We start from the raw sequence: 12,584 nt of genomic DNA on the forward strand, positions 1-12,584 counted from the left end.
ATTACCTGTTGGCCTCACGTGCCGGGAAAGGCACTACGTTAGCGGATGGAATGTAAGCATCCTGTTGAAGCGGATCGAATTCCGGCATCGTCGCGAACAGGATCTCCTGGATCGCGTTGATATCGTAAGTAGCGATGGCCTCGCGCAGCTTGGGCACGTTGCCCAGTACCAGGTCGCGCGAGAACGTGCGCACACCGGCCTCCAGCACTTTCGGGTGCGAAGTGGGCCGGTAATCCTCATCGGAATAGAACAGCGTCTCGTGCAGCTTTTCACCGGGGCGCAGTCCGGTATAGATGATTGCGATGTCCTTGTACGGCTGCTTGCCCGCCAGCCGGATCATCTGTTCGGCCAGCACGCGGATCGGCACCGGTTCGCCCATGTCCAGCGTGTAGATCGCGCCGTGCGATGCCGACGCGGCCGCCTGCAGGATCAGCTGGCAGGCCTCGGGAATGGTCATGAAATAGCGGGTGACTTCCGGGTCGGTCACGGTCACCGGGCCGCCCTTCATGATCTGGTCGCGGAACACCGGCACCACGCTGCCGGCCGAGGCCAGCACGTTGCCGAAGCGGACGGTCACGAAACGGGTATGCGTGGACTTCTGGTCCAGGCTCTGGCAGATCATCTCCGCATAGCGCTTGCTGGCGCCCAGCGAATTGACCGGGTCCACCGCCTTGTCGGTGGAGATGAACACGAAGTGCTCGACCTTCGCGTCCATGCAGGCCCGGGCCACATTTTCGGTAGCCAGGATGTTGTTGCGCACCGCTTCGCGCAGCTGACGCTCCAGCACCGGCACCTGCTTGTAGGCGGCCGCGTGGAAAGCCGCTTCGATGCGATGCAGCGACAGCGCGTGGCGGATCACCGCCGGATCGCCACAGTCACCCAGCACCGCCTCCACTTCGATATCCGGGAAGCTGCGGCGCAGCTCGGCTTCGATGGTCAGCAGCAGCAGCTCGCTCATTTCCAGCAGGACGATGCGCCCTGCCCCGTGGCGGGCGCACTGCCGGCACAGTTCCGAACCGATCGACCCGCCCGCGCCGGTGACCAGCACCGTACGGCCACCCAGCCAATTGCGGATCAGCGACCAGTCCGGCTGGATCGGCTTGCGGCCGAGCAGGTCTTCGATCGCCACTTCCTTCAACTGCCCCGGCAGCGACTGCCCCTGCAGGATGTCAGTGAGTTTGGGCACGGTGCGGAACGGCACCCCGGTGCTTTCGCACAGGCCGACCACGCGCTGCATGCCGACCGCATCCAAGGAGGGAATGGCGATGACGATCAGCTTGGCGGCCGTCTCGCGGGCAACTGCGGCGGCGTCATCCAGCGTGCCCAGGATCGGCAGGCCCTGCAACTTGGCGCCCTGCAGGTGCGGGGCGTCGTCGAGCAGGCCGACCGGATCGAACTCGCCTGAACGCCGCAGGTCACGAACCAGTGCCTCGGCAGCCTGGCCTGCACCGAGAATCAGCACGCGCCGCCCGCTGGTATCGGACTGCACGGCCTGGTAATCCTTCCAGGCGCGGTACAGCAGGCGCGGAGCGCCCAGCAGGGCCGACAGCGCGAACGGGTAGATGACCAGCACCGACATTGGAACGCCGTCGAAGCGCTTCCACATCAGGGTCAGGACGATGGCCACCAGGCCGATGAAACTGGCCTTGAAGATGTTGATCAGGTCGGCAACGCTGGCGAACCGCCACAGACCGCGATACAGCCCGACGCGCCAGAACACCAACGCCTGGATGCCCAGCACCAGCGAGGTGTCGACATTCCAGAGCGGCAACGCGGGCGCCTCGGGCAGGATGGAATAGCGGCCGGCATGCAGCAGCTGCCAGCAGGCCCACACCATGAACAGGTCATGGACGACAATGGCCGCGCGGGGCACCAACGCGATTATTCGATTCCACCGAGCTGACATGACCAGGTTAAACCCTCAATAGTTGCGCAGGCGAACACGCATGACAGCCCACAGACAGGCCAACAGCGCGCCCCAGGCCACCGCTACGCCGGCCTGTTGCAGCGGCGGCAGCGGAACGGAAGCATCCAGCACTGCTGCGCCGACGAGGCCGAGCAGAATATACACGCCCGTCACCCGTGCGTGGCTGAAACCCGCCTTCACCGCGCGCTGGTAGACATGCTGCGTATGCGGTTCCATCCAGCGCTGCCCCGAGAGCATGCGGGATGACAGCGTGAAGCCCGCGTCCACGATGAAGGCTGACAACGGTATCAGCAGCGCCAGCCAGTGAATGCTGGTGACCACGCTGGCCAGCCCCGCCAAGGCCGCCATCAGGTACCCCAGCGCACCACTGCCGACGTCACCCATGAAAATGCGTGCGCGCGGGAAGTTGAACGGCAGGAACCCCAGGCAGCCGGCCGCGACCACCACCGCGATCAGCGCGAACGGCATCGGCATCACCGCGGCCAGGCTCAGCGCACCGACCAGCGCATAGCCGCTGGCGATGCCGTTGATGCCGTCCATGAAGTTCCACAGGTTCACCAGCGCGGTCGCCACCAGGAACAGCAGCACGGCCTGCAGCGCATTGCCCGTCGCCTGCCAGACCAGGCCAGCCAGCAGGGCCGATGCCAGCATGTGTACCAGCAGCCGGCGAATGGCCGGCAACGGGCGGTGATCGTCCCACCAGCCGATGCCCGCCACCAGCGCCAGGCCAGTGGCGAATATCGCCAGTTGCGCTGCGGCGGTCGGGTAGAGCAACGCGCCCGCAGCGAGGCCGACCAGTGCAGTCACCACGATGGCGATCCCCCCGCCGCGCGGCGTCGCAACCTGGTGGCTGCGGCGCTCGCCCGGGTGGTCCAGCAGCTGCCGCCGCAACGCGTAGCGACGCGCCAGCCAGGTCAGCACGCCCGATACCAGCGCCAGCGCCACAAGCGCCAGCCACGGTTGGATCTCCCGCATCGCTTACAGCACCGCGTAGTTCAGCAGCGGCTTGACCGTTCCCCATTCCTTGCAGCTGGGGCATTGCCAGTGATGGGTGCGCGCGCCGAAGCCGCAACGCGTGCAGCGATAGGCCGGGTTGCGCACCAGCAGCTGATCGGTGATGTGTTTGAGGTCATGCAGGGTCGCGGTGGGATCGGCGCCTTCGGCCAGGGTGAGGTCGATCAGCGCCGACTCGCCACGTACCGACGGGCGGTCCTTCAGCTGCCGGCCCAGATAGGCACGGGCGGGCGAAATGCCCTCTTGTTCTTCCATCAGGCGGGTCAGTGCCAGCACCGGGGCGATGCCGCGGTAATGCTCGGTCATTTCCGACAGGAAGCTGCGGGCGCCGCCCATGTCACCGACCTTGCGATAGTTCTGCATCAGCGGCTGCAGCACTTCGGGCAGGTATTCCGGATCATTGCGTGCGGCGCGCTCGAAGGCGCGCACGGCGGCTTCGGCATTGCCCGCGTCGGTTTCCAGCCTGCCTTCGATGATGCCGGCACGCACCGACATCGCATCAGCCTGGTAGGCGCGCGCAATGGCCGCCCTCGCCTCCTCGACGTTGCCGGCACCACGATGGCGTTCGGCCAGTTCACATTCAAACTGTCCCACCAGTTTGCCCATCGGCTCGCCGGTCACTTCCTCAAAGCGCAGGGCGTTGTCGATCGCCTTTTCCCAGTCGCGCTCAGCCTGGTAGATGCCGATCAGGTGCTTGAGTGCCTGCGGGGCGCGCTGGTCGATCTGCGCCAGCTCGCTGAACACCGTTTCGGCGCGGTCCAGCAGGCCTGACTTCATGTAGTCCTCGCCGAGCGCCAGCAGCGCCTGTACACGCTGGGCATCACTCAGGTCGGTACGGTTGACCAGCCCCTGGTGCAGGCGGATGGCACGGTCGACCTCGCCACGACGGCGGAACAGATGGCCCAGCGCGACCTGGGTCTCGAAGGTTTCCTTGTCCAGCTCGGCGATGTGCAGGAACAGCTCGATCGCCTTGTCCGGCTGCTCGTTGAGCAGGTAGTTCAGGCCACGGAAATAGGTGCTGGACAAGCGGCTGACCTGGTTGTCACCGTGCCGCTGCCCGCCGCGACGGCCGATCACCCAGCCGGCGACGGCGGCCAGCGGTACGCAGAGAAAGAACCAGAAGTACTGGGAAACGAATTCCATGCGTGATCAGCGTCCGGCAAAAGGAGGATTGGGGGTCGCCACCGGGGTCACCAGGGCGGCCTTGTTGGCGCGGCGCAGCTGGGCATAGAGCGGAACGACCACGCTCACCAGCACCAGACCGGCACCGACCACGACCCCGACCAGCAATGCGGCGATCATCGCCACGCCAACCGAGGTATGCAATTGGGTAAATACAAGATTGATCGACATCTCGGTCATGTTGACCGCGCCGATGATGAGTCCAAGGACCAGAACGGCCAGCAGGACCAGCAAACGGAAAACCTTCATGCGACAGCTCCAGTCATGCCCGGTCTGTAGCTTATCCGACCCGGCGGGGGGATCGCACGCGCAACGTCACTGCCGTCAGGCAGGATCAGCATCCTGCGGAACCACGTCGCTGACGCGTTCGCGCAGCTCCTTGCCCGGCTTGAAATGCGGTACATGCTTGCCCGGCAGGGCGACCGACTCCCCCGTCTTGGGGTTGCGGCCCAGTCGCGGCGGGCGGTAATGCAGGGAAAAACTGCCGAAACCACGGATCTCGATCCGGTCACCGGCCGACAACGAACCACCCATCATTTCCAGCAACGACTTGACCGCCAGATCGACATCATCGGCCTTCAGGTGCGCCTGCCGGCGCGCGAGGATTTCGATCAGTTCCGATTTGGTCATTGCAGGCTCTGCTTGGGGGGCTCCAACCCTGAAACGGCCCGGACAAATGTCCGGGCCGTCCAGGAAACTACGACAGCGTAAGGCCGATTACTCGGACTTGTTGCCGCCCAGCTGTGCACGCAGCAGCGCGCCAAGCTGGGTCATGCCACCTGAAGCGGCGGACTGGTAGTCCTCCAGCACTTCGCGCATTTCGGCATCGTCCTTCGCCTTGATCGACAGCTGCAGGGTACGGCCCTTGCGGTCCATGCCCACGAACTTGGCTTCGATCTTGTCGCCAACCTTCAGGTGCTGGGTTGCATCGTCGACGCGGTCGGCGGAGATATCGCGGGCAGCCACATAGCCCTCGATGCCGTCGGCCAGTTCGATGATGGCGCCCTTGGCGTCAACTTCCTTGACCACACCTTCGATCTTCGAACCCTTCGGGTTCACGGCCATGAACTGGCCGAACGGGTCCTGCTCCAGCTGCTTGACGCCCAGGCTGATGCGCTCGCGTTCCGGATCGACGGCCAGGACGACGGCGTCCAGGTTGTCGCCCTTCTTGAAGTTGCGCACGATGTCTTCACCAGTGGTCGCCCAGCTGATGTCGGACAGGTGGACCAGGCCGTCGATGCCGCCGTCCAGGCCGATGAAGATGCCGAAGTCGGTGATCGACTTGATCTGGCCCGACACCTTGTCACCCTTCTTGTGGGTGGCAGCGAAGGTTTCCCACGGATTGGCGGCAACCTGCTTCATGCCCAGCGAGATGCGGCGACGCTCTTCGTCACAATCCAGCACCATCACTTCGACTTCGTCACCCACCTGCACAACCTTGGACGGGTTGACGTTCTTGTTGGTCCAATCCATCTCGGACACGTGCACCAGGCCTTCCACGCCCGGCTCGATCTCGACGAACGCGCCGTAATCGGTCACGTTGGAGACCTTGCCGAAGACGCGGCTGTTGGCCGGGTAACGACGCGAGATGTTATCCCACGGATCTTCGCCCAGCTGCTTCAGGCCCAGCGAAACGCGGTTGCGCTCGCGGTCGAACTTCAGCACGCGCACGTCCAGCTCGTCGCCGACATTCACGACTTCGGACGGATGGCGCACGCGCTTCCATGCCATGTCGGTGATGTGCAGCAGGCCGTCGATACCGCCCAGGTCCACGAATGCGCCGTAGTCGGTCAGGTTCTTGACGACACCCTTCAGGATCGCGCCTTCCTGCAGCTTGTCCATCAGCTGCTCGCGCTCTTCCGAGTGCTCGCTTTCGACGACAGCGCGGCGCGAAACCACGACGTTGTTACGCTTGCGGTCCAGCTTGATGAGCTTGAACTCCAGCTCCTTGCCTTCCAGGTAGGCCGGATCGCGCACGGGGCGCACATCGACCAGGGAACCCGGCAGGAACGCGCGGACATCCTTGATGTCCACGGTGAAACCACCCTTGACCTTGCCGCTGATGCGGCCGGTGATGGTTTCGTTCTTTTCCAACGCTTCTTCCAGCTCGTCCCACACCATGGCGCGCTTGGCTTTCTCGCGCGACAGGACGGTTTCACCGAAGCCGTTCTCGATGGAATCGAGGGCGACCTTGACGATATCGCCTTCAGCGACATCGATTTCGCCAGCGTCGTTACGGAACTGTTCGATCGGCACGATGCCTTCGGACTTCAGCCCGGCGTTGATCACCACGACATCGCCGCGGACTTCCACGACGGTACCGCTGACGATCGAGCCCGGCTTCAGCTTGGCCAGATTGGCCTGGCTGGCTTCAAACAGTTCGGCAAAAGATTCGGTCATTAGATTTACTCTGTTGATCACATGGGTCAGCGGCTTCCATCAAGGAGTCCATCTGCCCGCCTGTTGGTCGACCCCGGAAAAGCAGGCCGTGTGTGAAGTGGTTAAACCGCCACGCATCATTGCGCGACGGAGCATTTACTACCTTGCAGTACGGATCGCCTTGCGGCGGCGACAACCGCCACGAACGCTGGCGGTACTCCTGTACGAACGGATCAGGCAGCCGAAACCGGAAGCAGATCCATCACTCGTGCAACGACATCATCGATGCCGATACCAGTGGTATCGATGAGGACGGCATCGTCTGCCGGCTTCAGGGGCGCCACAGTGCGCTGTGCATCACGGGCGTCGCGGGCCATGATCTCGCGCAGGAGGTCATCAAAGTTAACAGAAACCCCTTTGTCATTCAACTGCTTATGCCGGCGCTCGGCGCGCTCCTCAGCGCTGGCGGTCAGGAAAACCTTGAATGGGGCGTCGGCGAAGATGACCGTGCCCATGTCGCGACCGTCCGCGACCAGGCCGGGCGCCGACCTGAATGCGCGCTGGCGCTCCTTCAGTGCGCTGCGCACCTCCGGAATGGCGGCAATGGCCGAGGCCAGCGCCCCGGTGGTCTCCAGCCGCAGCTCGTCGGTGGCGTCGGTGCCGTTGACCAGCACCCGCATCGCCTCGCCCTGCTCTACGAACTGGACCTTGGTGTCAAAGGTGCAGCGCACCAGCGCGGAGGCGTCGGAGGTATCGATGTCGGCCCAGCTTGCCGCCACGCCCACGGCCCGGTACAGCGCACCCGAATCGAGGTAATGCCAGCCCAGCCGACGGGCGACGATGCGGCTGATGGTACCCTTGCCAGCCCCGGAAGGGCCGTCGATGGTGAGGACGGGAACGAGTGCGGACATGGGGTTTCCAGCGGGTGTGAAGGCCCCATTCTAGCCCCAGCCTGAGCGCCTGCCACGATTGTTCTGTGCAACCACTTGAAACGATGGAGAAAAGCCCGGTAGAATGGCGGGCTTGAACGAGCGTCAACGCAGTATTGTCTCTGGCATATCGCGGCCGCGCTCCATCTGAACACTTACTTTTACACTCAACGTGTACGCCGAGGTATGCCATGAAAGTCCTGTCCTCCCTGAAGTCGGCGAAGGCCCGTCACCGTGACTGCAAGGTCGTGCGTCGTCGTGGCAAGATCTTCGTCATCTGCAAGTCGAACCCGCGTTTCAAGGCGCGCCAGCGCTGAGTCGGCCGGCCTGACGGCCGTCCACGGTTCCTTCGCGGGGCCGGTTTGATGCAGAAAGCCGCCTCCGGGCGGCTTTCTGCTTTGTTTGTGCTGTAATCGCCGTTCTTGACCACTGGGGAGTAGCTCGAGATGAAGCGTTACCTGATGTCCCTGGCCGTGCTGGCCATGCTGGCCGCCGCCACGCCGGCGCTGGCCGATACCCTGCTGATCGACCGTGCCGCCGACAAGCCGGCCGGCGCCCTGCCCGTCCGCGGACAGAGCATGCAGCAGGTGCAGAGCCAGTTCGGCTCACCCGCTGAACAGCTCGATGCCCGCGGCGGCCAGAAGCGCCAGTGGCCGACCATCAACCGCTGGGTCTACCCGCAGTTCACCGTCTACTTCGAAAGGCAGAAGGTGATCGACGTGGTGGCCAACAAGGCGGCCCCTAACGAGATCGGCCCCAAGCCGCCGATCCGCTGACGAACCCGGCCCGCGCCTGCGCGGGCGCATCCAAGCGAGACCATGAACCAGACCCTTCGTTTTCCTGCCGAATGGGAAGCCCAGAGCGGCATCCTGATTGCCTGGCCGACCGCCGACACCGACTGGGCCGATCGCCTGGGCCAGGTGGAAGAGACCTACATCGCCCTGGTCGCGGCGATCACCCGCTTCCAGCCGGTGCTGATCTGCGTGGCCGACGATGACGTGGAGACCTACGCCGAGATGCGCCTGCGCTCCAACCGCATCGACATGGACCGCGTGCTGTTCGTCACCGCCGCCTACGATGACACCTGGCTGCGCGACTCCGGCCCGATCACCCTGCAGCGCAAGGACGGCGGCTTCCAGCTGCTGGATTTCCGCTTCACCGGCTGGGGCGGCAAGTTCGACGCCACCCTGGACGATCAGCTGGTCGGCGTGCTCGATGCCGCGCGCGTGTTCAACGACGCCCCAGTGCGCAGCATTGCCTTCGCGCTTGAGGGCGGTGGCATCGAAACCGATGGCCAAGGCACCCTGCTGACCACCTGGAAATGCCTGCACGAGCGTCACCCGGACCGCGACCGCGACAGCCTGTCCGCCGACCTGGCCGACTGGCTGCAGCAGGACCGCGTGCTGTGGCTGGACCACGGCTACCTGGAAGGTGATGACACCGACGCGCACATCGACACGCTGGCGCGCTTCGCCTCGGCCGACAGCATCGTCTACCAGGCCTGCGACGATGCGTCTGATTCACACCATGCAGAGCTGCAGGCGATGGGTGCTGAGCTGGCCGCGCTGCGCACCGCCGATGGCCAGCCGTACCGCCTGTTCCCGCTGCCGTGGCCGCAGCCGGTGCTGGATGAAGGGCGCCGCCTGGCAGCGTCCTACGCGAACTTCCTGATCATCAATGGCGCGGTGCTGATGCCGGCTTACGGCGCCGTGGCCGACGACGCGGCGCGTGACGTGCTGGCGGCGGCGTTCCCGGACCGGGAGATCGTGCAGGTGCCGTGCCGGTCGTTGATCTGGCAGAACGGCAGTCTGCATTGCATCACCATGCAGCTGCCGGCGGGGTTGCTGGCCGCAAACGGCTGAGCCCTTCGTGGCTGGCTGGAAAGCCGCATCCTGGGGCGGGCCGGGCGGTGGGGCTGGTCGGGGGACGGCAAGGGCTGCATCCATGCGGGCCTCGTTTCGCGCCATCCATGGCGCTCAACGCCCCCGCCCAGCCCCACCGCCCGACCCTCGGGCACGTTCCATGGGCCGCCAGCCACGAAAGAAAAAAAGCGGTAGCGCCGACCCATGGTCGGCGGAGTCCGTCAGACCTCATTCCCCCTACCATCCGCCGACCATGGGTCGGCGCTACCGAAGGCCCCATGGCCGCCATGGACCTGTCGGAGGTGGGGCGGGAGGGGGTGCTGGGAACGCTCATCGCCATGGATGGCGATGGCGAGCCTACAGGGACGTATTCACGGCGATTCCCAGCAGCCCCTCCCGCCCCGCCCACGCCAACGCAGCAGCGCTGTTGCTCTACGCAGTTGACGTTGCTCACGCCTCTGCCGGCCGCAGGCCAGAACACCCTCATACCCGTCATTCAGCCGCCGCCACGCCACCCTCCCCCATCCGCGTTAACATGCACGTTTTCCCCCGCAGGAACGCTTCCGGATGAGCCCCCGCCAGCCCCTTACCGTCGCCCTGATCCAGGAGCGCAACCACGGTGATGCCGCCGCCAACCTCGCCGTGATCGAATCCCGCGTCGCTGAAGCGGCCGCACAGGGTGCCAAGCTGATCCTGCTGCAGGAACTGCATAACGGCGCGTACTTCTGCCAGCACGAAAGCGTCGACGAATTCGACCTGGCCGAGCCGATTCCCGGCCCCAGCACCGAACGCATCGGCAAGCTGGCCAAACAGCATGGCGTGGTCATCGTCGCCTCGCTGTTCGAACGCCGCGCCGCTGGCCTGTACCACAACACCGCCGTGGTGTTCGAAAAGGACGGCAGCCTGCTCGGCAAGTACCGCAAGATGCATATCCCGGATGACCCGGGTTTCTACGAGAAATTTTATTTCACCCCCGGCGACCTTGGTTTCACCCCGATCGACACCTCGGTCGGCCGCCTCGGCGTGCTGGTGTGCTGGGACCAGTGGTATCCGGAAGCGGCGCGCCTGATGGCGCTGGCCGGCGCCGAACTGCTGCTCTACCCCACCGCCATCGGTTGGGATCCGGACGACCAGCAGGATGAAAAGAACCGCCAGCGCGACGCCTGGATACTCAGCCACCGCGGCCATGCCGTGGCCAATGGCGTGCCGGTGCTGAGCTGCAACCGCGTCGGCCATGAACCCTCCCCGATGGGCGCCTCGGGCATCCAGTTCTGGGGCAACAGCCACGTGCTGGGTCCGCAGGGCGAGTTCATCGCCGAAGCCGGTGGCGAAGAAACGGTGCTTATCTGCGAGGTCGACCTGCAGCGCAGTGAACACGTGCGGCGCATCTGGCCGTTCCTGCGCGACCGCCGCATCGACGCCTACGGCGACCTGCTGAAGCGCTACATCGACTGATTCCCTGCCGGAACCTGCGCCTATGGCCGTGCTTATCCGTGATGTCAGCGAGGCTGACATCACCGCGATCACCGCGATCTACGCGGTGGAAGTGACCGACTTCGTCAACACCTACGAGTACGACATCCCGGAAGCGGCGGAGATGCTGCGACGGATGCAGGACATCGTCGCCCGCGGCTTTCCGTACCTTGTCGCCGAAGTCGACGGCGAGGTGGCCGGCTATGCCTACGCCAATACCTACCGCACCCGCGTGGCCTACCAGTGGACGGTGGAAAACTCGGTCTACGTCGATGCGCGCTTCCAGGGCCAGCGCGTCGGGACCACGCTGCTGCAGGCGCTGATCGATGCCTGCACCGCGCGCGGCTACCGGCAGATGGTCGCGGTCATCGGCGAACCCACCAATACCGCCTCCATCAAGCTGCACGAGCGCTTCGGTTTCCATCTGGTCGGCGTGTTCCAGGGCCTGGGCCGCAAGCACGGCCGTTGGCTGGACACCGTGCAGATGCAGCGTGCACTGGGCGACGGCGCCGACAGCGCCCCTACAAACGAGTAATTGCATGACTGACACTCTCCCCCTGTCCATCGACGGGACTGCAGACGATGCGCTGTTCGCCGGCCAACCGGTGCGCATCGTCGAACGCGATGGCGTGCGCTATACCCTTCTGGGCACCGCGCACGTCTCGCACGCCAGCGTGGAAGCGGTGGAAAAGGCCATCCACAGCGGCCGCTTCGACGCGGTCGCGGTGGAACTGGATCCGCAGCGCCTGCAGGCGCTGACCGAGCCGGACACGCTGGCCAAGCTGGACCTGGTGGAGGTGATCCGCAAGGGTCGCGTGGCGCTGTTCGCCGCCAACCTTGCGCTGTCGGCATACCAGCGTCGCCTGGCCGAACAGCTGGGCATCGAACCGGGCGCCGAACTGAAGCGCGCGGTGCTGCTGGCCCGGGAACAGGGCCTGCCGGTGCACCTGATCGACCGCGAGGTCGGGCTGACCTTCAAGCGCGCTTCGGCGCAGCTGGGCTTCTTCGGCAGGATCAAGCTGATGACCGGCCTGGCCGCTGGCCTGTTCTCCTCCGACGAGGTCGGTACGGACGAAATCGAAAAGCTCAAGCAAGGCGACATGCTGGAGTCCAGCTTCGGCGAGTTCGCCAAGGAAAGCCCCGCGCTGTATGACGCCATCATCGGCGAGCGCGACCGCTACATGGCTACCCGCCTGCGCGAGGAACGTGCGCTGCAGGGCACCGAGCCCGCACAGCGCGAGGTGCTGGCGGTGGTCGGCGCCGGCCATCTGGCCGGCCTGGCAACATATCTGGAAACCGACCACGAAGCGCCGGTAGCGCTGCGCGCGCAGCTGGAAGAAGTGGCGAAGAAGCGCAACATTCCGTGGTTCACGCTGGCCATCCTGGCGATCGTGGCGACCGGCATCGGCGTGGGCTTCTACCGCGGCGGGCTGGGGGTGGGCGGCGAGCTGCTGCTCACCTGGGCGATGTACACCGGCGGCCTGGCCGGCCTGGGCTGCCTGCTGGCCGGCAGCCATCCGCTGAGCATCCTCACCGCGATCGTGGTGGCCCCGTTCAAGCCGTTCCGCCTCAGCATTCCCACCGGCGCCTTCGCCGCGCTGGTGGAAGCGCGCCTGCGAAAGCCCGCCTACGAGGATTTCCTCAAGCTGCGCGACGATGCGCAGAGCCTGAAGGGCTGGTACCGCAACCGCGTGACCCGCGTGGTGCTGACCTTCATGCTGACCAACCTCGGCAGCATGCTGGGCCTGTGGCTGACCGGCTTCCAGGTATGGGGCAAGGTCGCCGGATGAAACCAGTGGGTGACGACCGAAGGTCGTC

Annotated in this window: 13 protein-coding genes; 6 read left to right on the top strand and 7 right to left on the bottom strand. The window is 65.2% G+C overall.

Features of this window, described 5'->3' with window-relative positions; all coding sequences use genetic code 11:
• Window position 1 precedes the first annotated feature (1 nt).
• The 7 genes from SOM47_RS01320 to cmk all read right to left on the bottom strand — a co-directional run bounded on the left by SOM47_RS01320 (window position 2) and on the right by cmk (window position 7,413).
• Complete coding sequence (locus tag SOM47_RS01320; protein WP_320504571.1) at window positions 2–1,906, bottom strand: polysaccharide biosynthesis protein; 1,905 nt, start codon at window positions 1,904–1,906, stop codon at window positions 2–4.
• 15 nt (window positions 1,907–1,921) lie between these two features.
• Window positions 1,922–2,902, bottom strand: coding sequence for an MraY family glycosyltransferase (locus SOM47_RS01325; protein WP_042615399.1), 981 nt, complete (start codon window positions 2,900–2,902; stop codon window positions 1,922–1,924).
• A 3-nt stretch (window positions 2,903–2,905) separates the two neighbouring features.
• The gene (gene lapB / locus SOM47_RS01330) at window positions 2,906–4,084 is read right to left on the bottom strand and encodes a lipopolysaccharide assembly protein LapB (protein WP_042615400.1); all 1,179 of its coding nucleotides are present in this window, start codon (window positions 4,082–4,084) and stop codon (window positions 2,906–2,908) included.
• 6 nt (window positions 4,085–4,090) lie between these two features.
• Window positions 4,091–4,372: a lipopolysaccharide assembly protein LapA domain-containing protein gene (locus SOM47_RS01335; RefSeq protein WP_042615401.1), complete on the bottom strand. Its 282-nt coding sequence runs from the start codon at window positions 4,370–4,372 to the stop codon at window positions 4,091–4,093.
• Window positions 4,373–4,447: 75 nt separating this feature from the next.
• Window positions 4,448–4,753, bottom strand: a complete 306-nt coding sequence (locus SOM47_RS01340; protein WP_042615402.1) for an integration host factor subunit beta — start codon at window positions 4,751–4,753, stop codon at window positions 4,448–4,450.
• An 87-nt stretch (window positions 4,754–4,840) separates the two neighbouring features.
• On the bottom strand, window positions 4,841–6,523 hold the full coding sequence (gene rpsA, locus SOM47_RS01345) for a 30S ribosomal protein S1 (protein ID WP_042615403.1): 1,683 nt from the start codon (window positions 6,521–6,523) through the stop codon (window positions 4,841–4,843).
• Window positions 6,524–6,735: 212 nt separating this feature from the next.
• The gene (gene cmk / locus SOM47_RS01350; RefSeq protein WP_042615404.1) at window positions 6,736–7,413 is read right to left on the bottom strand and encodes a (d)CMP kinase; all 678 of its coding nucleotides are present in this window, start codon (window positions 7,411–7,413) and stop codon (window positions 6,736–6,738) included.
• 209 nt (window positions 7,414–7,622) lie between these two features.
• Between cmk and ykgO the strand changes: the two genes are divergently transcribed.
• The 6 genes from ykgO (at window position 7,623) to SOM47_RS01380 (ending at window position 12,556) form a co-directional block, all read left to right on the top strand.
• A complete protein-coding gene (ykgO, locus tag SOM47_RS01355) occupies window positions 7,623–7,748 on the top strand; it encodes a type B 50S ribosomal protein L36 (RefSeq protein WP_005409283.1) in 126 nt (41 codons plus the stop codon).
• A 129-nt stretch (window positions 7,749–7,877) separates the two neighbouring features.
• A complete protein-coding gene (locus SOM47_RS01360) occupies window positions 7,878–8,207 on the top strand; it encodes a hypothetical protein (RefSeq protein ID WP_042615405.1) in 330 nt (109 codons plus the stop codon).
• Window positions 8,208–8,249: 42 nt separating this feature from the next.
• Window positions 8,250–9,293, top strand: coding sequence for an agmatine deiminase family protein (locus SOM47_RS01365; RefSeq protein WP_320504572.1), 1,044 nt, complete (start codon window positions 8,250–8,252; stop codon window positions 9,291–9,293).
• A gap of 567 nt (window positions 9,294–9,860) precedes the next feature.
• Window positions 9,861–10,748: a carbon-nitrogen hydrolase gene (locus tag SOM47_RS01370; protein ID WP_192083765.1), complete on the top strand. Its 888-nt coding sequence runs from the start codon at window positions 9,861–9,863 to the stop codon at window positions 10,746–10,748.
• Window positions 10,749–10,770: 22 nt separating this feature from the next.
• Window positions 10,771–11,301, top strand: a complete 531-nt coding sequence (locus SOM47_RS01375; RefSeq protein WP_042614928.1) for a GNAT family N-acetyltransferase — start codon at window positions 10,771–10,773, stop codon at window positions 11,299–11,301.
• A 4-nt stretch (window positions 11,302–11,305) separates the two neighbouring features.
• Window positions 11,306–12,556 (top strand): TraB/GumN family protein, encoded by a 1,251-nt coding sequence (locus SOM47_RS01380; RefSeq protein ID WP_320504573.1) that lies wholly within the window; start codon window positions 11,306–11,308, stop codon window positions 12,554–12,556.
• Window positions 12,557–12,584 lie beyond the last annotated feature (28 nt).

This window comes from Stenotrophomonas sp. CFBP8980, assembly GCF_034046095.1.
Taxonomy (GTDB): domain Bacteria; phylum Pseudomonadota; class Gammaproteobacteria; order Xanthomonadales; family Xanthomonadaceae; genus Stenotrophomonas; species Stenotrophomonas lacuserhaii.

Bases quoted from the DNA above. Each gene is read 5' to 3' on its own strand.
- SOM47_RS01320 (WP_320504571.1), bottom strand. From the start codon at position 1,906: ATGTCAGCTCGGTGGAATCGAATAATCGCGTTGGTGCCCCGCGCGGCC.
- SOM47_RS01325 (WP_042615399.1), bottom strand. From the start codon at position 2,902: ATGCGGGAGATCCAACCGTGGCTGGCGCTTGTGGCGCTGGCGCTGGTA.
- lapB (WP_042615400.1), bottom strand. From the start codon at position 4,084: ATGGAATTCGTTTCCCAGTACTTCTGGTTCTTTCTCTGCGTACCGCTG.
- SOM47_RS01335 (WP_042615401.1), bottom strand. From the start codon at position 4,372: ATGAAGGTTTTCCGTTTGCTGGTCCTGCTGGCCGTTCTGGTCCTTGGA.
- SOM47_RS01340 (WP_042615402.1), bottom strand. From the start codon at position 4,753: ATGACCAAATCGGAACTGATCGAAATCCTCGCGCGCCGGCAGGCGCAC.
- rpsA (WP_042615403.1), bottom strand. From the start codon at position 6,523: ATGACCGAATCTTTTGCCGAACTGTTTGAAGCCAGCCAGGCCAATCTG.
- cmk (WP_042615404.1), bottom strand. From the start codon at position 7,413: ATGTCCGCACTCGTTCCCGTCCTCACCATCGACGGCCCTTCCGGGGCT.
- ykgO (WP_005409283.1), top strand. From the start codon at position 7,623: ATGAAAGTCCTGTCCTCCCTGAAGTCGGCGAAGGCCCGTCACCGTGAC.
- SOM47_RS01360 (WP_042615405.1), top strand. From the start codon at position 7,878: ATGAAGCGTTACCTGATGTCCCTGGCCGTGCTGGCCATGCTGGCCGCC.
- SOM47_RS01365 (WP_320504572.1), top strand. From the start codon at position 8,250: ATGAACCAGACCCTTCGTTTTCCTGCCGAATGGGAAGCCCAGAGCGGC.
- SOM47_RS01370 (WP_192083765.1), top strand. From the start codon at position 9,861: ATGAGCCCCCGCCAGCCCCTTACCGTCGCCCTGATCCAGGAGCGCAAC.
- SOM47_RS01375 (WP_042614928.1), top strand. From the start codon at position 10,771: ATGGCCGTGCTTATCCGTGATGTCAGCGAGGCTGACATCACCGCGATC.
- SOM47_RS01380 (WP_320504573.1), top strand. From the start codon at position 11,306: ATGACTGACACTCTCCCCCTGTCCATCGACGGGACTGCAGACGATGCG.